This is a genomic window from Pirellulales bacterium (assembly GCA_019636335.1).
Classification (GTDB): domain Bacteria; phylum Planctomycetota; class Planctomycetia; order Pirellulales; family JAEUIK01; genus JAHBXR01.
On record JAHBXR010000006.1, the window covers coordinates 201,529 to 220,217 of the forward strand.

The 18,689-nt window shown below is 63.2% G+C and carries 20 protein-coding genes and 1 tRNA gene; 14 read left to right on the forward strand and 7 right to left on the reverse strand.

Features of this window, described 5'->3' with window-relative positions:
- Nucleotide 1: 1 nt before the first annotated feature.
- From xseA to recG, 4 genes are all read left to right on the forward strand, one after another.
- Complete coding sequence (gene xseA / locus KF708_08495; GenBank protein MBX3412713.1) at nucleotides 2-1,258, forward strand: exodeoxyribonuclease VII large subunit; 1,257 nt, start codon at nucleotides 2-4, stop codon at nucleotides 1,256-1,258.
- A gap of 122 nt (nucleotides 1,259-1,380) precedes the next feature.
- Nucleotides 1,381-1,854 (forward strand): ribonuclease HI, encoded by a 474-nt coding sequence (gene rnhA, locus KF708_08500; GenBank protein ID MBX3412714.1) that lies wholly within the window; start codon nucleotides 1,381-1,383, stop codon nucleotides 1,852-1,854.
- 69 nt (nucleotides 1,855-1,923) lie between these two features.
- Nucleotides 1,924-2,079, forward strand: a complete 156-nt coding sequence (locus KF708_08505) for a hypothetical protein (protein ID MBX3412715.1) — start codon at nucleotides 1,924-1,926, stop codon at nucleotides 2,077-2,079.
- Between the two features lie 57 nt (nucleotides 2,080-2,136).
- Nucleotides 2,137-4,224 carry an ATP-dependent DNA helicase RecG gene (gene recG, locus KF708_08510; GenBank protein ID MBX3412716.1) on the forward strand — a complete coding sequence of 696 codons (2,088 nt, stop codon included), beginning with the start codon at nucleotides 2,137-2,139 and terminating at the stop codon, nucleotides 4,222-4,224.
- Between the two features lie 50 nt (nucleotides 4,225-4,274).
- Here the strand turns inward: recG and KF708_08515 are convergent, their stop codons facing one another.
- Nucleotides 4,275-4,487, reverse strand: a complete 213-nt coding sequence (locus tag KF708_08515) for a hypothetical protein (protein ID MBX3412717.1) — start codon at nucleotides 4,485-4,487, stop codon at nucleotides 4,275-4,277.
- 32 nt (nucleotides 4,488-4,519) lie between these two features.
- Here KF708_08515 and KF708_08520 point away from each other — a divergent pair, with 32 nt between their 5' ends.
- The 6 genes from KF708_08520 (at nucleotide 4,520) to KF708_08545 (ending at nucleotide 7,021) form a co-directional block, all read left to right on the forward strand.
- Nucleotides 4,520-4,972: an aspartyl protease family protein gene (locus KF708_08520; protein MBX3412718.1), complete on the forward strand. Its 453-nt coding sequence runs from the start codon at nucleotides 4,520-4,522 to the stop codon at nucleotides 4,970-4,972.
- A gap of 95 nt (nucleotides 4,973-5,067) precedes the next feature.
- Nucleotides 5,068-5,316 (forward strand): hypothetical protein, encoded by a 249-nt coding sequence (locus tag KF708_08525; GenBank protein MBX3412719.1) that lies wholly within the window; start codon nucleotides 5,068-5,070, stop codon nucleotides 5,314-5,316.
- A gap of 439 nt (nucleotides 5,317-5,755) precedes the next feature.
- Nucleotides 5,756-5,974: a transposase gene (locus KF708_08530; protein MBX3412720.1), complete on the forward strand. Its 219-nt coding sequence runs from the start codon at nucleotides 5,756-5,758 to the stop codon at nucleotides 5,972-5,974.
- Between the two features lie 21 nt (nucleotides 5,975-5,995).
- Nucleotides 5,996-6,097, forward strand: coding sequence for a transposase (locus KF708_08535; GenBank protein MBX3412721.1), 102 nt, complete (start codon nucleotides 5,996-5,998; stop codon nucleotides 6,095-6,097).
- Between the two features lie 40 nt (nucleotides 6,098-6,137).
- Nucleotides 6,138-6,470, forward strand: a complete 333-nt coding sequence (locus KF708_08540; GenBank protein ID MBX3412722.1) for a transposase — start codon at nucleotides 6,138-6,140, stop codon at nucleotides 6,468-6,470.
- 362 nt (nucleotides 6,471-6,832) lie between these two features.
- Nucleotides 6,833-7,021, forward strand: coding sequence for a hypothetical protein (locus KF708_08545; GenBank protein MBX3412723.1), 189 nt, complete (start codon nucleotides 6,833-6,835; stop codon nucleotides 7,019-7,021).
- A gap of 240 nt (nucleotides 7,022-7,261) precedes the next feature.
- On the opposite strand, the gene mqnE is transcribed toward KF708_08545, so the two are convergent.
- Both mqnE and ubiA read right to left on the reverse strand, forming a co-directional pair.
- Nucleotides 7,262-8,398: an aminofutalosine synthase MqnE gene (gene mqnE, locus KF708_08550; GenBank protein ID MBX3412724.1), complete on the reverse strand. Its 1,137-nt coding sequence runs from the start codon at nucleotides 8,396-8,398 to the stop codon at nucleotides 7,262-7,264.
- Nucleotides 8,399-8,430: 32 nt separating this feature from the next.
- A complete protein-coding gene (ubiA, locus tag KF708_08555; GenBank protein MBX3412725.1) occupies nucleotides 8,431-9,318 on the reverse strand; it encodes a putative 4-hydroxybenzoate polyprenyltransferase in 888 nt (295 codons plus the stop codon).
- 262 nt (nucleotides 9,319-9,580) lie between these two features.
- Here ubiA and KF708_08560 point away from each other — a divergent pair, with 262 nt between their 5' ends.
- On the forward strand, nucleotides 9,581-10,477 hold the full coding sequence (locus KF708_08560; GenBank protein ID MBX3412726.1) for a phosphoribosylaminoimidazolesuccinocarboxamide synthase: 897 nt from the start codon (nucleotides 9,581-9,583) through the stop codon (nucleotides 10,475-10,477).
- On the opposite strand, the gene KF708_08565 is transcribed toward KF708_08560, so the two are convergent.
- Entirely contained in the window at nucleotides 10,449-11,000 is a 552-nt protein-coding gene (locus KF708_08565; protein ID MBX3412727.1) for a hypothetical protein, read from the reverse strand. The two genes, KF708_08560 and KF708_08565, sit on opposite strands and share 29 nt — an antisense overlap.
- Before the next feature lie 198 nt (nucleotides 11,001-11,198).
- Between KF708_08565 and KF708_08570 the strand changes: the two genes are divergently transcribed.
- Nucleotides 11,199-12,260, forward strand: coding sequence for a cyclase family protein (locus tag KF708_08570; protein MBX3412728.1), 1,062 nt, complete (start codon nucleotides 11,199-11,201; stop codon nucleotides 12,258-12,260).
- A gap of 121 nt (nucleotides 12,261-12,381) precedes the next feature.
- Here the strand turns inward: KF708_08570 and KF708_08575 are convergent, their stop codons facing one another.
- From KF708_08575 to KF708_08585, 3 genes are all read right to left on the reverse strand, one after another.
- Nucleotides 12,382-13,173: a crotonase/enoyl-CoA hydratase family protein gene (locus KF708_08575; protein MBX3412729.1), complete on the reverse strand. Its 792-nt coding sequence runs from the start codon at nucleotides 13,171-13,173 to the stop codon at nucleotides 12,382-12,384.
- 93 nt (nucleotides 13,174-13,266) lie between these two features.
- Entirely contained in the window at nucleotides 13,267-15,267 is a 2,001-nt protein-coding gene (locus KF708_08580; protein MBX3412730.1) for a tetratricopeptide repeat protein, read from the reverse strand.
- 433 nt (nucleotides 15,268-15,700) lie between these two features.
- A tRNA-Phe gene (locus KF708_08585) sits at nucleotides 15,701-15,773 on the reverse strand.
- Between the two features lie 275 nt (nucleotides 15,774-16,048).
- On the opposite strand from KF708_08585, the gene KF708_08590 reads away from it, so the two are divergent.
- Nucleotides 16,049-17,737 carry a HEAT repeat domain-containing protein gene (locus KF708_08590; protein ID MBX3412731.1) on the forward strand — a complete coding sequence of 563 codons (1,689 nt, stop codon included), beginning with the start codon at nucleotides 16,049-16,051 and terminating at the stop codon, nucleotides 17,735-17,737.
- Between the two features lie 6 nt (nucleotides 17,738-17,743).
- Nucleotides 17,744-18,664 carry a hypothetical protein gene (locus tag KF708_08595; protein ID MBX3412732.1) on the forward strand — a complete coding sequence of 307 codons (921 nt, stop codon included), beginning with the start codon at nucleotides 17,744-17,746 and terminating at the stop codon, nucleotides 18,662-18,664.
- Nucleotides 18,665-18,689 lie beyond the last annotated feature (25 nt).

Consider the following 18,689-nt stretch of genomic DNA (forward strand, 5'->3'; position numbering starts at 1 on the left):
GATGGCCTACCACTCGCAGCAAAACGACGGCGACACCGCCGAGCCGATCCTCTCGGTGTCGGATCTCAGCGCGCAGATCAAAGAGACGCTCGAAGGGACCTTTCCCGACGTCTGGGTCGCCGGCGAGATCTCGAACTTCTCGCGACCCCAATCGGGCCACTGCTACCTCACGCTGAAGGACGATCGTGCGCAGATTCGCGCCGTGATCTGGCGCGGCGCCGCCGCGCGCGTGCGGTTCGATCTGCACGACGGCCTGGAGGTCGTCTGCCAGGGTTACGTCGACGTCTACGCGCAGCGTGGCAGCTATCAACTAGTCATCCAGCAGATTCAACCCAAGGGTCTGGGAGCGCTCGAGCTGGCCCTGCGGCAGCTCATGGAGAAGCTGAAGACCGAGGGACTCTTCGAGCCGGGGCGCAAACGCCCCCTGCCCCGCTTTCCCCGGCGCGTCGCCGTCGTGACCAGTCCCACGGGCGCGGCCATCCGCGACTTTCTCGAAGTGCTGCGACGCCGCTGGCGCGGTGTCGACGTGCTCGTCGTGCCCGTCCGCGTGCAAGGCGATGGTGCAGCCGAGGAAATTGCCGCAGGGATCGAGCTCGTGAACCGATCTCGCGACCCCGTCGATGTGCTGGTCGTGACGCGTGGCGGTGGCAGCCTCGAGGATCTGTGGTGTTTCAACGAAGAGCCCGTCGCCCGGGCCATCTACGCTTCTCACGTCCCCGTGATTTCGGCCGTGGGGCACGAAATCGACGTCACGATTGCCGATCTCGTCGCGGACGTGCGGGCCCTGACCCCCAGCGAGGCCGCGGAACGACTCGCCCCGGCCGCCGAGGAATTGACTTCGCACCTGGGACAAATCGCGGCCCGCCTGGCCGGCGTGATGCGGGCACGCGTGCGCCACGCGCGTACGCGGCTCGAATGGCTCGCCGAGCGGCGGCCGCTGCGGCGGCCGCTGGATCGATTTCGCGAGTTGGCACGCCGGCTCGATGAGCTCGGGGCGCGGGGGACGCGAGCCTCGCGCATGCGGATCCTGCACAGCAAGCAGCACGTGGCACGGCTCTCGGCGCAGTTGGAATCGCTGAGCCCGCTGGCCGTGCTAGGGCGCGGGTACAGCCTCACCGAACGAGCCGCAGACGGCCGGCTGGTGCGCGATGCGGCGCAATTGGCGGTGGGCGAGCCGCTCGTGACGCGATTCGCGCGCGGCAAGGCCATCAGCCGCGTCGAGCAAATCGATCTGGCCGAAGACGATCGAACGGTTTGAATCGCCGAGACGCGACAAGCAGTCTGTAGTCCCTTGCCACCCGGCGGACGGCATCGCAGAATGGCGGCCCCTTCGCGAGTTCTTTCGACTTCGGAAGCAGGACACCGTACGAGATCGAGACGATGCCGAGCAACAAACCGAGCGCGGATGCCGAGGTGCAGCTATACACCGACGGCGGTTGTAGCGGCAACCCGGGCCCGGGCGGCTGGGCCTTCATTCTCGTCCATCCCGCGTCGGGCAAACGTCTCGAACGTTCCGGCGGCGAACCCGACACGACGAACAACCGCATGGAGTTGATGGCGGTCGTGCGCGGGCTGGAAACTCTCACCCGACCGTCCCATGTCGAGCTGTTGACCGACAGCGTCTACGTGGGCAAGGGACTGACCGAGTGGATGCCGAAGTGGAAGGCCAACAACTGGCGCCGCCGCGAAGGTCAGAAGCTCATGCCGGTGAAGAATGAGGACCTCTGGCGGCGCCTCGACGAGCTGATCGCCGAGCACCAGATCGTCTACACGCGAGTGGCGGGGCATAGCGGACACCCCGAGAACGATCGCTGCGACGAACTGGCCGTGGCGGCGTATCAGCAATATTTGTAACGTGCAGTATTCGACACGATTGTTCTCGAAATCTAGACTGAAGCGATGCCATTTTCGAGGAGAATCATCATGGCGGATGAGGAACTCCCGGCCGACAAGTTCGAGCGCTGGAAGAAAGCATTGGGAGGTAAGAAGTACACAACGGAAGAAGTCTTGTCCAAGCTCCGTGAACTCGATCAGCAAAAAGACGAGCAATATCCCGACGAACCATCACAAGAAACTTAGTAAATGGAAGTTGCTTTGGTCGTCCACTTGACCATTGCATACTAAAATACCGAGCGTATGGAGACCAACGCTCGATCCGCCGCCGAACTGCTTGCCACGCAGGTCCAGTACCTGAAGGGGGTCGGTCCCCAACGGGCTCCTCTCCTCGAACGGCTCGGGCTAAGAACAGCGCGGGACGTACTCTTCTACTTCCCGCGGACGTATCAAGATCTCACCGATCTCCGCAAGATCGAGGAGCTCGAAGAAGGCAAAGTCGTCAGCGTGCTGGGGCGCGTCGACGACGTCGATACGCGCTCGACGGGGCGCGGCCGCACCATGCTCGGCGTGCTCATTGCCGACTCGACCGGCGTGCTGCGCGCCATCTGGTTCAACTTGCCCTTCATGGCCGAGAAATTTCGTCCCGACCAGCAGGTACTGCTCTCGGGCAAGGTGCAGCGCCACGGTGGCTATTGGCAAATGTCGCACCCGCGCGTCGAGTGGATCGATAGCGAGGAAGAAGCCGCCGGCCGCATGCTGCCCGTCTACGGTCTGACCGAAGGACTGGGGCAAGGCATGATGCGCCGCATCGCCGCTGCCACGCTCGAATCGTTTGCCGAGGTGCTCGAAGAGGCCTTCTCGGACGAGTACCTGCGCGAGCATCAACTCTGGCCGATTCGCCAGGCGCTGGCGGCGATTCATTTTCCGGCCGATCGCACTAGCCTCGAAGCGGCCCGGCGGCGCTTCGTCTACCAGGAACTGTTCATCCTGCAGTTGGCGCTGTCGGTGAAACGGCGGCAGTTGCGCGATCATCACAAGGCGCCCCCGCTCCCCCTCTCGGCGAAGATCGACGCCCGCATTCGGCGCCTGTTTCCCTTTGAACTCACCCCGGGCCAAAACGGGGCGATCGACGAAGTGGCTGCCGACATGGCGCACGGCTATCCGATGAATCGCCTGCTGCAAGGGGACGTCGGCACTGGCAAGACCGTGGTCGCCTTGTATGCCATGCTGGTGGCCGTGGCGCACGGCTATCAGGCGGTGCTGATGGCGCCTACCGAAGTCTTGGCCCGACAGCACGACTCGACGTTGCGCCGTTTGTTGGCCACCAGCCAGGTGCGGCGCGGATTGCTCACCGGCGCGCTCACCGCCGCACAACGTCGCGATCTGCTCAAAGACGTCGCGGCCGGGCAGATCGACCTCGTCATCGGCACGCAGGCCATGCTCGAAGAGGACGTCGAGTTCGCCAAGCTGGGGCTGGTGGTGATCGACGAGCAACACAAGTTCGGCGTGCGGCAGCGTGCGGCGCTCAAGCGGGCCGGGCTCGATCCGCATTACCTGGTGATGACGGCCACGCCGATCCCGCGCACCATGCTGATGAGCGCCTTCGGCGATCTCGACGTCTCGATCCTGAGCGAAGCCCCTCCCGGCCGTCAGCCGGTCCACACCTATCTCGCCACTGCCGAACAGCGTGCCAAGTGGTGGGACTTCTTCCGCAAGAAGCTGCGCGAAGGCCGGCAGGGTTACGTCATCACTCCGCTCGTCGACGAAAGCGAAACGCGGCAGAACAGCAGCCTGTCGGCCACGTTCGAGGCGCTTGCCAACGGTGAGCTCGAGGCGTTCCGCCTGGGGCTGGTGCATGGCCGGATGACCACCGGGGAAAAAGAGGCCGCCATGGAGGCCTTTCGACAAGGCGAAACGCAAGTGCTGGTGGCCACGACCGTCGTCGAGGTGGGAGTCGACGTGCCCAACGCCACCCTCATGACGATCGAAGGGGCCGAGTGGTTCGGCCTCTCGCAATTGCACCAGCTTCGCGGGCGGATCAGCCGCGGCACGCACCCGGGCTATTGCTGCGTCTTCACCGAGCGCGACAGCGAAGACGTCCGCGCGCGGTTGCAGGCCTTTGTCGACACGACCGACGGCTTCAAGCTGGCCGAGATCGACTACGAGCTGCGCGGGCCCGGCGATCTGCTGGGCACGAAACAGCACGGCATACCGGCCATGTGGATCGCCGATCTGAAGCGCGACTCACCGGTACTGGAAGAAGCCCGCCGCGACGCGCTGGCACTGGTCGAGCGAGACCCCGGCATCGCCCTGCCCGAGCACGCGCGGCTGCGCAAGCAGATGATCACCCGCTACGGCCGCGTGTGGGACTTGGGGGATGTGGGTTAGAGGCCACCATTCAAACTTCTTTCGATCTTGGCGAGCGTTTAGGGCCAGGTTTAGAATTCGGTGACGGAGGAAACACCATGCGCATGACTGTCGCTGAATTCAAGAAAAGATTTCCGGATCGTCCAGATCCAATCCCTTCGGAGTTCGCTGGCAAATGGGTGGTATGGAATAGCACTCGAACAAGTATCATTGCGCACGGCGATACCCTGGCGGAAGTCGAGCGCCAGGTTGAAGAAGGGGGTTATACCGACCCCGTCTTCCATCGAGTCCCCACCACTCCTTTCTTGGGTGGGACATGATCTTCAACTACACGACTATAATCTCGACGGCGCCTGAAGATGGCGAGCCGATGCTGATTATGCGCCCGGAAATTTTCATTACGATACACGGAGCAACACGATCGCACCGATATCTAGGACTCGTTGATACAGGGGCGGACTTCACCGTGTTTCCAGAATCTGTGGCCGAACAGATCGGCATCAAGCCGACTCCAGGTAGCGGTCCAGCAATCACCGCCTTTGGCGGTCAACAATTGCGGCTCAGCTTTGCAGATGTCGACCTAGAAATATCGGACGGCGAGAGCAGTTGCCGGTGGAATGCAAGAATCCAGTTTGCCGATATCCCAAGTGCGAAAGATGAAACACTGCTCTTGGGCCATGTGGGGTTTCTCGAGTTCTTCAGCGCGACATTCTACGGCGAACAATGCGAACTCGAGTTGTCCCCGAATGCAAACCTCCTGCTAAGCTGATATCTGTAATCACTCATTCCTGAGCCAGCCCCCCCCACGGCAATCGCCTTGGCTGTTTCCCAGTTCCTCCGTCGCGGACCATGCGGTGGTAATGCGTGTCGCGTTCCGTCGGCTCGTGTACGAGCGGCCCCGGCGATCTGCTGGGCACGAAACAGCACGGCATACCGGCCATGTGGATCGCCGATCTGAAGTGCGACTCACCGGTACTGGAAGAAGCCCGCCGCGACGCGCTGGCACTGGTCGAGCGAGACCCCGGCATCGCCCTGCCCGAGCACGCGCGGCTGCGCAAGCAGATGATCACCCGCTACGGCCGCGTGTGGGGTAGTGCATCATTCCTTCTGTAAACGCGTGGCAGCCAGCATTGCTGTCATTCGCGCGTGAAGTGATCTTGGAAAGGGCGGGCCATACGCGGTTTTCTTTGGGAATTACCACATTTCCAAGGAGACACGCCCATGACCCACCGCGATCATCGTAACCGCCTCGACTTCGAGACCCAAGCCGACTCCGATTCGCCGGGCAGCTTCCACGAGCTGCTTGAGTTGCTGGTCGACCACGGCTTCGACGGCATGGCTCAGGCGATGCAGACGCTGTTGAATGAAGCCATGAAGCTTAACGCAGCCAGAAGGGGCGTGCAGCTCCTACGACGTTATCGCCTGACCGCCGCGGCTATGCCACCGTTTCCTGGGCGCTGCGTCGCTCGCACCCGCCTGGGTACGCTCGAGCTGGCCGTGCCTCTGCGCGCGCGGCATCGAGTTCCCATCTGCCGGCTTTGGAGCGTGGCACGTGGAGCGAACGCGCGCGTTGGCCGCGGCGGTCGCCGAGATGTATCTCCAAGGGGTCTCGACGCGGAAGGTGACCGCCGTGATGGAGCAACTCTGCGGCCGCGAAGTAACCAGCATGCAGGTCAGCCGCGCCGTGCAGACGCTCGACGAAGAGCTGACCGCCTGGCGGAGTGCGGCCGTTGCCGAGGTCCTGTACTTGCTTTCTCGACGCCTGCCATGAAAGGTCCGCATCGGCGGCACCGTGGTCTCCTGCGCGCTCTTGGTCGCGATCGGCGTCCAGCCCGACGGGCGACGCAGCGTGTTGGGCCTGAGCGTCTCGCTTTCCGAAGCCGAGGTGCATTGACGCGAGTTTTCGTTGACTGCGCTGCGTGGTTTCGTACGGCGTGCGGTTGATCACCAGTGACGATCACGCCGGACTGCGGGCCGCCTTGCAGGCCCGATTTGCGGGCGTGCCCTGGCAGCGATGTCAAATTACCGGCAGCAGAGAATCATCAGACTGCTCCATGCCAAACGTACCGCAGACGAAGCGCGCCGCGATCTGCGCTTCGGTACTAACCGCGCCGAACGCGCGTGTTGGATCGGCTGCTGGGCCAGATGGTGTCGAAGCACGTCACGTCGGCGCCGAAGCTAGCGGCCTGGTTGGAGGCCAACGTGCCGGAGGGGCTGGCCGTGTTCGCCTTCCCGGCCGAGCATCGCCGGCGGCTGCGGACGAATAACGCGCTGGAGCGATTGAACCGCGAGCTGAAGCGGCGGACGCGCGTGGCGAGCATCTTCCCCAACGAAGCCTCCTTGCTCCGCCTGGCCACCGCGGTGCTGATGGAGACCGACGATGAGTGGCAAACCGAGAAACGCTACCTCCCCAAGACAACCTCGTAACCCCACCCAACAAAGGTCATTTACAGAACAACGGTTGCACTATCGCGTGTGGGACTTGGGGGATGTGAGGTGACAGGCATTTCGCAGGGCGAACGCTTTTTTCCAGATTCTCAGTCAGACCGCGTGATATGAGGCAGCCCGAGCACGCCTTCTCCGTTGGACTTGCATTGCGAGCTAAATTCGCCGTCAACGGGAGAACACCATGGAATGGCTGTTGGAAAACGTTTATGCGCCGGCAGAGTTTTTTATTTTGCACCCCGAGCGGGCATTTCTCATGGCGGCTGGCTACCTGATGCTGGTCGGCATCTCGATGCTCTACGCAAACGGTCTCCCAGTCTGGCGGCATCTCGCGGCACTGGTGACGGCGATGCTTTGGGGCTTTTTGGCTTGAATGAATTGCACGCTATCGACCAGGGTTGGAACATCCGGGTCGATGTGCTATTCACTTGGCCCGTGTTGTTCGTTTTCTCAGCGGCAGCGATCGGACAGGAAGTCTACTCGCTAACTCGACACGCTCGCCGGGCAGTCATCCCACGCTGAAACGTGCCGACGCTACGACATCGATCTGCTGGCGCTGTGGATGCGGACCGCGAATCCGTCGACCGCTCGTAATTACACGCGGCCCACGCCACTAAGCCCCCACGGCAATCGCCTCGGCCGTTTCCCAGTTCGCGCCGTCGCGGACCACGCGGTGGTAGAGCGTGTCGCGCTCCAGCGGCTCGCGCCCCGCTTCTTCGATCAGCCGGCGGATCTGTTCCACGGTCAGCAGCTCGGGCGTTTCCGCGCCGGCGTCGTGATAGATCAGCTCGTGCCGCACCGTGCCGTCCAGATCGTCGGCGCCGTACGACAAGGCCGTCTGCGCCGTGCCGATGCCGAGCATGATCCAATAGGCCTTGATGTGCGGGAAGTTGTCGAGCATCAGCCGGCTCACGGCCATCGTCCGCAAGTCCATCAAGCCCGACGGTTTGCGAATGTGATCCAGCTTCGTGTTGTCGGGATGGAACGCCAGTGGAATGAAGGTCTGGAAGCCCCCCGTTTCGTCCTGCAACTCGCGCAGGCGAATCAGGTGGTCGACGCGGTGGTAGGCGTTCTCGATGTGGCCGTAGAGCATGGTGGCGTTCGTGTGCAGTCCCAGCTCATGTGCCTCGCGGTGAATGTCGATCCAGTTCTTGGCGTCGGCCTTGTGCTCGCAGATGCGGTCGCGGACTTCGGGGTGAAAGATCTCGGCGCCGCCACCGGGCAGGCTGCCGAGCCCCGCCTCCTTCATGTCTTCCAAAATGCGACGCACGGGCAGCTTCGTTAGGTGCTGGAACCAGTTGATCTCGACGGCGGTCCAGGCCTTCAGGTGGAGCCGGGGATAGGCCTCGTGCAGGATGCGAATGATGTTCACGTACCATTCGTACTTGCGCTGATGGTGCAGGCCCCCCACGATGTGCATCTCGGTGCAGCCCGACTCGACCGCCTCGCGGCCGCGCGCCAGGATCTGCTCGTCCGACATGGCGTAGCCCTTGGGATCGCGCAGGTCGGAGCGAAACGCGCAGAAGATGCAGCGATAGACGCAGACGTTCGTGGGATTCAGGTGCGTGTTGATGTTGTAGTAGGCGAGGTTGCCGTTCTTCCGCTCGCGGACGATGTTGGCGAGGGCACCCACATCATTCAGCGGCGCCTCGGGACTGTAGAGGAACAACCCTTCGTCGAGCGAGAGCCGCTCGCCGGCCAGAACCTTGGCACGAATCTGATCGAGATTTCCCGAGGCCGTGCGGATCATACGGTTCCTTTACTACTTGCGCTCGTGCGCCGTTACATCAGCAAGTCGGCCGCGCCGATGAGAAACAGGCCGACGCTGATCACGCCGTTGACATTATAAAAAGCCAGGTTGACTCGCGTCAGGTCGTCGGGGCGCACGAGCCAGTGTTCGTAAATCAAGAGCGCGGCGACCGCCCCGATGCCGCACCAGTAGATCCAACCAAACGACGGATAGACCAGCGGCAGCACCGCCAACAGACCAATCATGCCGGCGTGACAAATCGTCGCCAGGTGCAAGGCGCCGGCCACCCCCAATCGTACCGGCACGCTCCGCAGCCCCGCCTGTCGATCGAAGTCAACATCCTGGCAAGCGTAAATGATATCGAAGCCGGCCACCCAAAGCATGACGGCCAGACCGAGAATCACCGGCGGCCAGGCCAACTCTCCGCGCAGGGCGATCCAGGTGGCTATGGGAGCGAGCATCAAGGCAGCCCCCAACCAGAAATGCGCCAGCGACGTAAATCGCTTGGCAAAGCTGTAACCGCAGATAATCACCAGCACGGGAATCGACAGATATAGCGGCCACCAGTTCGGCAGAAACAGCAGCGTGCTGGCCACGAAGCCGACCACGCAGGACAGGGCAAACGTCGCCACGCTCGTCACGCTCAGCAATCCCGCCGGAATGTGACGCACCTGGGTGCGAGGGTTCTCGGCGTCGATCCGCGCATCGACCAGCCGATTGAACGACATCGCGGCGCTGCGAGCGAACACCATGCACAGCAACACGCCGAGCAAATCCTGCCAGCGGAACGCGACCGGTGGTCCGCCGGTTGTCGAGGGTGCTTGCCAGGCCATCACCGCCGCCAACAGCGCGAACGGCAAGGCGAACAGCGTATGGCTGAAGCGAATCATCTCCAGGATGTGGACGAGCCGCTGATACATATTTCTACGAACTTCCGGATAGCGAATCGAACGCTCTGATTGCTCGTCGACAAGCCGAGACGACAGGGAACCCGCGTGTCGCATAAACTACTGATCGTCCCCGTGTCGGCACGTTTCTGCAAGGGTGGAGAGTCCTCGCCCATCACTAGAACCGCAGTCGTTGGGCGGAGTTCACCGGTCGGCGGGGCAATTGTTTCGGGCCAAAGGGGACTGCTATACTCGGCCTTCCCCACAGCATATCTCCCCGGCAAGGCCCCGCCCCATGTCCGCCTCTTCGTCCCCTCTGCTCGAAACCTCGCTTCCCGACCTGCCCGTCCGCCGGGGGAAGGTGCGCGACGTCTATGACCTGGGAAAACAGCTCCTGATCGTCAGTACCGATCGGACGAGTGCCTTTGACTGGGTCATGCCCAACGGCATTCCCGACAAGGGACGCGTGCTGACGCAGTTGAGCAAGTTCTGGTTCGAACTGCTGGGAGAATCGAACCACCTGATCTCGACCGACGTCCACGAATTCGGCCTTGCGCCGGAGATCGATCTCGAGCCGCTCGTCGGCCGGTCGATGCTGGTACGTAAGACGAACGTCGTGCCGATCGAGTGTGTCGTCCGCGGCTATTTGGCCGGCTCGGGCTGGAAGGAGTACCGCCAATCGCAGACCGTGTGCGGCGAGAAGCTGCCTCCGGGGTTGACCGAAAGCGACAAGCTGCCCCGACCGATCTTTACGCCCGCCACCAAGGCCGAATCGGGACATGACGAGAACATCCCCTTCGCCGCCATGGCGCGCTACGTGGGCAACAGCGTGGCCGAGGAACTGCGCCAGCGGAGCATCGCCATCTACGAACGCGCCGCCGAACACGCGCGCGGCCACGGCATCATCATCGCCGACACGAAGTTCGAATGGGGCATGGTCGGCGGCGAGATCATCTTGATCGACGAGGTGCTCACGCCCGATAGCTCGCGCTTCTGGCCCGCCGATCAGTATCAGCCCGGCGGACCGCAGATGTCGTTCGACAAGCAGTTCGTTCGCGATTGGCTCGAAACCACGGGCTGGGACAAGAACAGCCCTCCGCCGGCGCTGCCGGACGACGTCGTTCGCAAGACTCGCGAGAAATACGTCGAGGCCTACGAGCGGCTCACGATGCTGCCGTTTGCGTGGCGCTGAGTCGCCGCTGCACGACGGCGATGTAGATCCACAGCGCGATGCCGCAGGCCAGAAACGTGCTGGCGGCCGCGGCCGGACCGGGGGGCGCGGCGATCGCTCCCTCGACCCCGTAGTAGTTCGCGTTGTCGGGGTCGTAACGCAGCGCGATCTGCTTCTCCTCGAGCGCCTTGGCAAAGATGTGCTCGTCGATCTTGATCTCTGCCCGCACACCCTCGGTTTTCTCGTCGGTGGCCCCCGCCGGCAGGAACGAGGCCCACATCGTGTACTTGTGCCGACCGCGGGCCACGCCCAGATACGATTCGGGATCGATCACGCGTGCCACGACCAGCACCCCCTCGGTGCGCAGGCGATGCGCCTTGTACCATTCGAGGCTGTAGAAACCGAACATGACGATGCTGGCCACGACGAGCATGGCCGAGACGATGCGCAGCTTGCCCGCGACGTCGGGCGTCAGCCAATGAGGCTTCGACGCGGCGGCGGAAGCCTCGACGGTCTCGGCAGCGGCCTGTTCGATTTCGGTCATGGACGGGTTTCCGGGGGCTTCCACTATCATATCACGCGGGGTGCATTCCGGAGCGCGCGTTGCCCCGTGCCACAGGCTGACCTAGAATCCGCGCTCGCCGGGCATCTCTGGCCGGCACGTTCGTTCGTCACGTTTCGGGCGCACGTCTGGCTCGTGGCGACAGTACGAACCCATTCTTGCTGACGGGGGAATCAGGCGATGTTGGTTCGCATGCTTTCGCGACGCTGGCTCGTATCGAGCCTTTTGCTGATGTTCTTTCTGACGGCGCTGGCCCTGCTCACTTCCTCTGCCGCACGAGGTCAAAAGCCCGCCGACGCCCTAAAACCCGGCTGGGTCAAAGGGAAAGGGTATGGCTGGATCTGGGGCGCGGACGACGAAGTGGGCGCGCTGAACGCCATGACCCCGGAGACCATCGAGGCCGCACTCAAGATTCCCACGACCGGCCGCGTGTTCGATCTGGGGGTAACTTACAGCCGCAACAGCTACAAGTGGCCCGGCCACGCGCCGGCCGAGATCATGACCTTCCGCGGACCCGAAGGGGTCAAACGGCAGAAAGACTTTCCCGATGCCGAGAACCCCAGTGGCCAGGCCTGGCATAGCTGCGCCCTGTTTATGAGCGACAACGTCGGCACGCAGATCGACGGACTCGGCCACGTCACCGTGGGCGAAGACAATCACTGGTACAACGGCTTCCGCGAAGCGGATTGGGGAGGCAACTTCGGTGTGCGCAAGTGCGACGCGACGACCATCCCACCGATCGTGGCCCGGGGGGTCATGCTCGACATCGCCGCGCTCAAGGGAGTCGAGGCCCTGCCGGCGCACTACGCCATCACCCCGCTCGACGTCGATGCGGCCCTCGCGCGGCAGAAGATCGGACTGCGTCCCGGCGACGTGGTGCTGTTTCGCACGGGCACGCTGCGCTACTGGGGCGCCGAGGGGGCGGACCAGGACCTGCTCGCCGAGCACGACTCGGCCGGCATCACGCTCGATACGGCGAAGTATCTCGTCGAGCAATTCGGCGCCATGATGATCGGCTCCGACACGAGCGGTCTGGAAGTCAATCCGCCCCCGCCCGGCTCAGACACCTTCATCCCGGTGCATCGCTACCTGCTGATCGAGCAGGGCATCCACATTCTCGAATTCCACAACCTCGAGGAGCTTTCGCGCGACAAGATCTACGAGTTCTGCTACGTCGCCAGCACGAACAAGATCGCCGGCACCACGGCCGGCTTCGCCCTGCGGCCGTTGGCTCTGAAATAAGCGCGTAGGTCAGGTACGCCGTACCTGACAATCAATCGAGTGGCGACATCGAACATTGTCAGGTACGGCGTACCTGACCTACGCGCCTCATCGGCTTCTCTGTATCGCGAGCTTACATCTATTATTCGACGCACCACTTCGGCTTTTGCCTGGTGAGAAACGCCTGAATTCCCTCGGCGACTTCGGCGCTTTCCCAGGCGTCGGCCAGCGCCCGCGCGGTGTACTCGATATTGGCCGGGGTGTCGTGGGTGCTGACAAAGCGAATGAGCGCCTTGGCGTTGCCCACCGCTCCTGGGGCACACTGGAGCAGGGCGGAAATCTCGCGTTCGACCGCGGCGTCCAACTCATCCGGCGCGACGGCCTCGCTCAGCAGCCCCAACCGCACCGCCATCGCGGCGTCCATCTCGCGGGCGTTGAGCATCACACGACGCGCATTCGGCACGCCGAGCCGGGCGACGACGTACGGAGAGATCGTCGCCGGGATCAGCCCCAACCGCACTTCGGTCAGGCAGAATTTGGCCGACGTCACGCCAATGGCGAGATCGCAGACTGAAATCAGCCCGATCCCTCCGCCGAAGGCCGATCCATTGATCCGCCCGATGATCGGCTTCGGCAGCATGTTCCACTCGGCAAGCATCTCGGCCAGTTCCGTGGCATCCTGAATCCGTTCCTCCCGGGTGCCCTGGGCCTGCTTCTGCATCCCCTTCAGATCGCCGCCGGCGCAAAACACGTCACCGGCCCCGGTGAGCACGATGCCTCGCACGCTGGGCTCCTCGGCCAGCTTGCGCCCCGCCGCGCGCAGCTCGACGATCATCTGCGGCGACATGGCGTTCTTCGACTCGGGGCGGTTCAGCCTGAGGCGGGCCATCCCACGCGCGTCGACTTCCAACGAGATCGTTTCAAAGCTGCTCATGAAGGCCATTCCAGGGTGCATGTGATGCGTGACCGTTTGGCCTATTGTCTAGCAGCCGCGACGCGTGTAGCCAAGCCGGCAAACGCCGATCGGTTAGCACGCCGGCAGCACGCCAACCGCTCGCCAGCAGGTGCTTCCGGGCCTTCTTCCGCTTCGCAAGTGGGGGTCGGCGTTGAGAGATCCACCTTTCCTGCTGGATTCAAGAGCCTCGATTTCCCGCCACATTCGACGCACGTTGGCATCGGCAGGCCGCACCGCTTGCACGGCCCGTAGATGAGCTCGCGCCGCCTCATATCGACCCAGGCGCAGATGCGAAGTGGCGACCAGCATGCGCACCTCGGTCTGATTGGGCTGTGAATTCACGATTCGCTCTCCCTCGAGGGCGGCTTGTTCGTACTGCTGCTTGTGGAACAGCGCGACCGCCAAATAGCGACGTCCCTCCCAATGGTCGGGCATCACCCGCAACAAGTTGCGCATTTCGAGGATGACGTTGTCGTAGTCGCGTTCCTGCAATCGCAACTTGGCCATCAAGACATGCGGCAACGGATCGAGACTGCACACGCGGGCCGCTTGTCGGAGGGCGCGTTTCGCGTCCTCGGCGCGGCCTATATGCACGTAGAAGGATCCCAGATCGGTCCATACGCGGGCCCCTTCGGGGTCGAATTCGGCCGCACGTCGCAAGAGTTCCTCGGCCTCGGAATAATCTCGTTCGGCGATTTCCAACTGGGCGAGCGCGGCCAGCGAGACCGTGCTTCGCTCGTTCACGTCCAGCCCCCGTTCCGCCAACGATCGCGTATCCTGCCAGAAGCCCGTCTGGCGTACCGTACACAGCCCCAGCAAGGCGATGGCAAAAACGACCTCTCCGCGCCAGGCACGGCCCACGGGCTGCGCGAGGAACCACGCCAAGGCGAGCGCCGGTCCCAGCATCGACAGATAGACGTAGCGGCTGGCCACCGTTGAAATATCTTGAAAGACGAAGGGCACGAAGCCCAGCACGGGCGCTACCCCGGCCACGAACAGCCCGATGGCCGTCAACCAGGCGCGGCGTTGCGACGACCATGCCGCCACCGCCATCAGGCCCGCCGGAAGCAGCCAATGGACGTAGATCCAACCGTGCTGAAACAAGTATTCGGGCGATCGGCCGTTATCGATGCCCAGGCCGATCGGCCAAACCAACTTGCGCAGGTAGTAGGCCAGCGCATCCATGGCCACGAGGGGACGCAACCACCAGACCGGCACGTAGACAAACTCGGCCACGTGACGGGCCTGAAGTTCATGTGTCAACGACGCCAGCCACAGCGCAGGCAGCAACCAGGGGCCGAACAGCAGCAGTGCCCGCCACAGCCCTCGGCGAAACCAGGCAACTTCCATTACGATCAGCATCAAGGGCAATGCCGTGGCGGCGGGCTTGCACAAGAGCGCCAGCAGGTAAGCCAAAAATGCCAACGCGTAATGCGCCCAGCAACGCCACGAGCGAGGGCCCTGATCCGCGTCGTCTGCACCGGTCAAGCCGGCGTTCGACCAGGATGCACCGCGGAAACGCAAGTATTGATGCGTCGCCAGCAGCGAAACACATGCACAGAGCAGGCCCGGCGTGCTCGATACCCACGCGACCGATTGCACCTGCAACGGATGCCAGGCAAAGAGCAGGGCTCCAAAAAAGCAGGCCATCGAATCGCCAATGAGCATGCGCACCACGCAGAAGACGAGAACCGTATTGAGGGCGTGCAGCACGGCACTCGTCACATGGAACACCCGCGGATCGAGCGTCGTTTGCCCCTGCGCGTTGCGACCTTCTGCCAGCCAGGATTCGGCGGCAAAGAACGTGTAGCTCGCCGGCATATACATGCTGGCGTACGGCTCGCTCCAGAGGTTTAGCAGCCCGGAGATCGAGAGTGGGCGCAGATGGGGGTTCGCCGTCACGTGCGTGGCATCGTCGATGGCGACAAAGTCATTGTCGTAGATGCGGCCGTAAAGCACGAGCGAAACCACGGCCAGCAGAAACAGTGCCAGCCACGCTCTGCCACGCTCGAGCATGGCAGGCTGGAACGATCCCCAATTCGCTCCCAACGCAAACTTCGGCCAGAAGAGCATGGGCCTGTCCCCCCGAGAGAGACGACCCGATCACGAGCGCAGACGGTGCGCAACGGACAAACTAGCCTCAAGACAGCATGAGGGCTCCCCCTGATGGCTCGACCGTCCCCACCCGAAACCGAATCGAACGCCAATACTTGCCCGAAATCGGGTCAGCCACGGCCCAGACATCCCTTGGCCGAAACTGCCCGCTATCCCCCGATAGAAATGCTTAGGGGCCGTTCGAAGCGAGTTGCCCGACGCTCGAACGGCAAGCGGCAGTCTAAAGAAGGCTCCAGGCGAATTCCAACAAAAACGGTCGCCGCGCGAAAAAAAGTGGGGGAAATCGTACCAGGCAGGCGCGGAGCGAGCTCGCGCTCGCCCATAGAAAAGGCGACCCCAACAGGTATCGCCATGCGTGCGCGGGAACCGATTCATCCCACGACGTCGGAAGTGGACAGGGGCGGGATCGAACCGCCGACACCTGAATTTTCAGTCCAGTGCTCTACCAACTGAGCTACCTGTCCGGATGCCCGCCACAAGGGCCAAGCGAATGGGCAATCGTAAGTTCTCAAATGGGCGTTGTCAATTGCCCTCCTCATGCCGCCGCCGGCGGCAAAGTGGTTAGGGCCAATAACTTCCGTTCGCTGCAAAACTTGACACTAGCAATCGGCGTCATTACGATCCAAGTGGGTAAGCTGCCCGGAAAAGTTTGCCTCTCGCGACCTACTTCTTCGCCCAGCCTTCTCTTTCGCGCAAGGCGCGGCGCGCCGTCGCGAATTCAGAGATCGAGGAATGCCAGGTGACGCAGTTACTCTGCCGTCCGAATACCCTTGCGCTGCGCCAACAGCGCCGCTCCACGCGGCATGTCGCGCTCGCCGTAGGCGCTGCTGGGGCCTTCCTTCTTGCTTTGCTGGGCCCTCGCCCATCGGCGGTGCTCGCCGCGGAAGGCCTGACCCCTCAAAGCCCCGAAGTGAAGGCGGCCGTTGCCCGAGCAGTTCAATACCTCTCGGCGTTCAGCTCGAGTTCCGAGACCCTGGGGGGACGCTGCCTGCTCGCGCTGGCACTCATCAAAGCCAACCAGCCAGCCACTCATCCCCGCATCGATGAAGCGGTGCAGTTGGCCATCAAGGCCGGCGACAACGGCGATCCCGGTGTCGACACCGACAACTATCAGGCCGCGTTACCGATCATCTTGCTCGCGTCGGTCGATGCCCAGAAGTATCGTCCCGAGATCACCAAGCTGCTCGAAAAGCTGCTGAAGCAGCAGAAGCAAAACGGCTCGTGGGGCTACGACCATAGCCGTCAGGGGGATGTGCCGCGCACGCAATACGCCGTGCTGGCGTTGTGGGAAGCATCACACGCCGAGGCCGAGATCCCCATCTCCGCCTGGGAGAACGTGACGAATTTCCTGCTGCGAGTTCAAGACCCGTCGGGAGGCTACGGCTATCAGGCCATGGATCCGAAAGGCGATGCACTTGTCCCGCAACTGGACCTGACGGTGACGCGGACCGCGGCCGGCGTCGGCAGCCTGTACATCTGCCAGGATTATCTCCGCCTGGGCGCACAGGGAGGCGGCTCGAACATCTCGACGGCGTTGCGGCGCGTCCAAGAAGACAAGAAAAAGCCGCACGCCGGTCCACGCACGCAAAACGTCTCGGTAGCGCGACTGGACGATACCGAACAACGGGGTGACGCCTGGTTCGAGCAGAACTACAGTGCCCAACCCGACTCCGAACCTCACGGTTACACCTGCTACTATCTGTACGCCCTGGAACGATACCAATCGTTCCGCGAGTTGTACCGTAGCAGTAGCAGCGCTCGCTCGGCCAATTGGTATGACGAGGGAGCCCGCTACTTGCTGAGCTCGCAAGTCAAGGACGGCTCCTGGGCCGGCAAGTCGTCGCACCTGTCGACAATGCACGATACGGCGCTCGCCACGCTCTTCCTCGTCCGCTCGACTCAGCAGGCATTGAATCGCATCGGGAGCGGCACGCTGGTGGGCGGTCGCGGCCTGCCGCAGACTACAACCGACGTGCAATTGAAGGGAGGCCGCGTGGCGGCGCGTGCCATGTCGGGTCCGGCCGAGCAATTGCTGACGCTGATGGGCGATCCGTCGAGTCCTGATCAATTGGCCGCCATCGAGGGCTTCCGCGAATTGCTCAACGAAGGCCATGAGGAAGTCATCAACAAGCATGCCGAGCGTTTGCGTGCCATGGCCGGCGCCGAGGACCCCGAGGCGCGCATCGCCGCGGTCGAGGCCCTGGCGCGCACTACGGAACTCGACAACGTGCCGACCTTGATCTACGCCCTGACCGATCCGGACGATCGCGTCGTCGTGAAGGCGGTCGATGGATTGCGGCGCATCAGTCGCAAGTTCAGCGGCTTCCGCGCCCAGGAAGGACTCTCGTCGGCCGAGCGTGGAGCGCTCGTCGCACGCTGGAAGGAGTGGTATCTCACGGTCCGACCCGACGCCAATTTCGAGGAGTAAGCGTCGATGTCTTCACCGTCCGTGCCCCATTCCAATCCCGCGACGCCGCGACGCCGGTCGGCGGCCGCGCGCACCTCCGCCCAACTGAAGGTGAGCAGCTACGACACCGCGGCGGGGTGGATGATCTCGCTGCTGATGTTGATCGGCGCTGCCGTGGCGAGCCTGTTTCTCATCTGGCTGACGAGCCGCATCTTCGTCACGCAGGCTCCGATTCCGGTCTTGCTCGAAGAGATCGGCGGAGGCGCCGAGGACGGCGTTCTCGGCGAGAGCATGGAGATCGATGCCCCCGACGCCGAAGTCATCTCGCAGGAAAGCGAATTGACCGAGCCGCAAATCGAGCAGGCTCTCGACCAGATCACCGAGGTCGTGGCCACGCTGCAAGCCGACCTGACGCCTCCGGCCGAGACCGACAACGTCGAGTCGGGGGGCGGGGGCAAGTCGCACGGCGATGGCCGCCAGGTGGGACGCGGATCGGGCAAGGGTGAACCCGGCATCCCACGCGCCCAACGCTGGGAGATCTTCTTCCAGGATGGCGGCACGCTCGAATCGTACGCGCGGCAGCTCGACTTCTTCAAGATCGAGTTGGGAGTCGTCGGCGGCACGAACCAGGTGCAGTACGCCTTTCGTCTGGCGCAGCCCAAGCCCGAGACGCGCGTCGGTGCAGCGGCGGAAGAAAACCGCCTCTATATGACCTGGCGCAAGGGCAGCCTGCAGCAGGCCGATCAAGAGCTGGTCGCCCGCGCGGGCTTGTCTTCCGCCGGACGGCTCGTCGTGCAATTCTTTCCTCCCGAGACGGAAAACGTACTGGCCAACGTCGAGCGCAATTTCCGGGGACTCGAGGCCACCAAGATCCGCAAGACACGCTTCGGCGTGCGCGAGGCCGGCGCCGGCTACGAGTTCTACGTGATCGATCAAACCGCCTTTTAGCGGGGCCTTGGACCAGCGCGGCCCA

Excerpts from the sequence above, each read along its gene's own strand:
- KF708_08575 (MBX3412729.1), bottom strand. The coding sequence starts at position 13,173 with ATGAGCAGCTTTGAAACGATCTCGTTGGAAGTCGACGCGCGTGGGATG.
- KF708_08505 (MBX3412715.1), top strand. The coding sequence starts at position 1,924 with ATGGCGGATGAGGAACTCCCGGCCGACAAGTTCGAGCGCTGGAAGAAA.
- KF708_08560 (MBX3412726.1), top strand. The coding sequence starts at position 9,581 with ATGTCCGCCTCTTCGTCCCCTCTGCTCGAAACCTCGCTTCCCGACCTG.
- KF708_08570 (MBX3412728.1), top strand. The coding sequence starts at position 11,199 with ATGTTGGTTCGCATGCTTTCGCGACGCTGGCTCGTATCGAGCCTTTTG.
- KF708_08580 (MBX3412730.1), bottom strand. The coding sequence starts at position 15,267 with ATGCTCTTCTGGCCGAAGTTTGCGTTGGGAGCGAATTGGGGATCGTTC.
- KF708_08565 (MBX3412727.1), bottom strand. The coding sequence starts at position 11,000 with ATGACCGAAATCGAACAGGCCGCTGCCGAGACCGTCGAGGCTTCCGCC.
- recG (MBX3412716.1), top strand. The coding sequence starts at position 2,137 with ATGGAGACCAACGCTCGATCCGCCGCCGAACTGCTTGCCACGCAGGTC.
- mqnE (MBX3412724.1), bottom strand. The coding sequence starts at position 8,398 with ATGATCCGCACGGCCTCGGGAAATCTCGATCAGATTCGTGCCAAGGTT.
- KF708_08545 (MBX3412723.1), top strand. The coding sequence starts at position 6,833 with ATGGAATGGCTGTTGGAAAACGTTTATGCGCCGGCAGAGTTTTTTATT.
- rnhA (MBX3412714.1), top strand. The coding sequence starts at position 1,381 with ATGCCGAGCAACAAACCGAGCGCGGATGCCGAGGTGCAGCTATACACC.
- KF708_08515 (MBX3412717.1), bottom strand. The coding sequence starts at position 4,487 with ATGGAAGACGGGGTCGGTATAACCCCCTTCTTCAACCTGGCGCTCGAC.
- ubiA (MBX3412725.1), bottom strand. The coding sequence starts at position 9,318 with ATGTATCAGCGGCTCGTCCACATCCTGGAGATGATTCGCTTCAGCCAT.
- KF708_08595 (MBX3412732.1), top strand. The coding sequence starts at position 17,744 with ATGTCTTCACCGTCCGTGCCCCATTCCAATCCCGCGACGCCGCGACGC.
- xseA (MBX3412713.1), top strand. The coding sequence starts at position 2 with ATGGCCTACCACTCGCAGCAAAACGACGGCGACACCGCCGAGCCGATC.
- KF708_08520 (MBX3412718.1), top strand. The coding sequence starts at position 4,520 with ATGATCTTCAACTACACGACTATAATCTCGACGGCGCCTGAAGATGGC.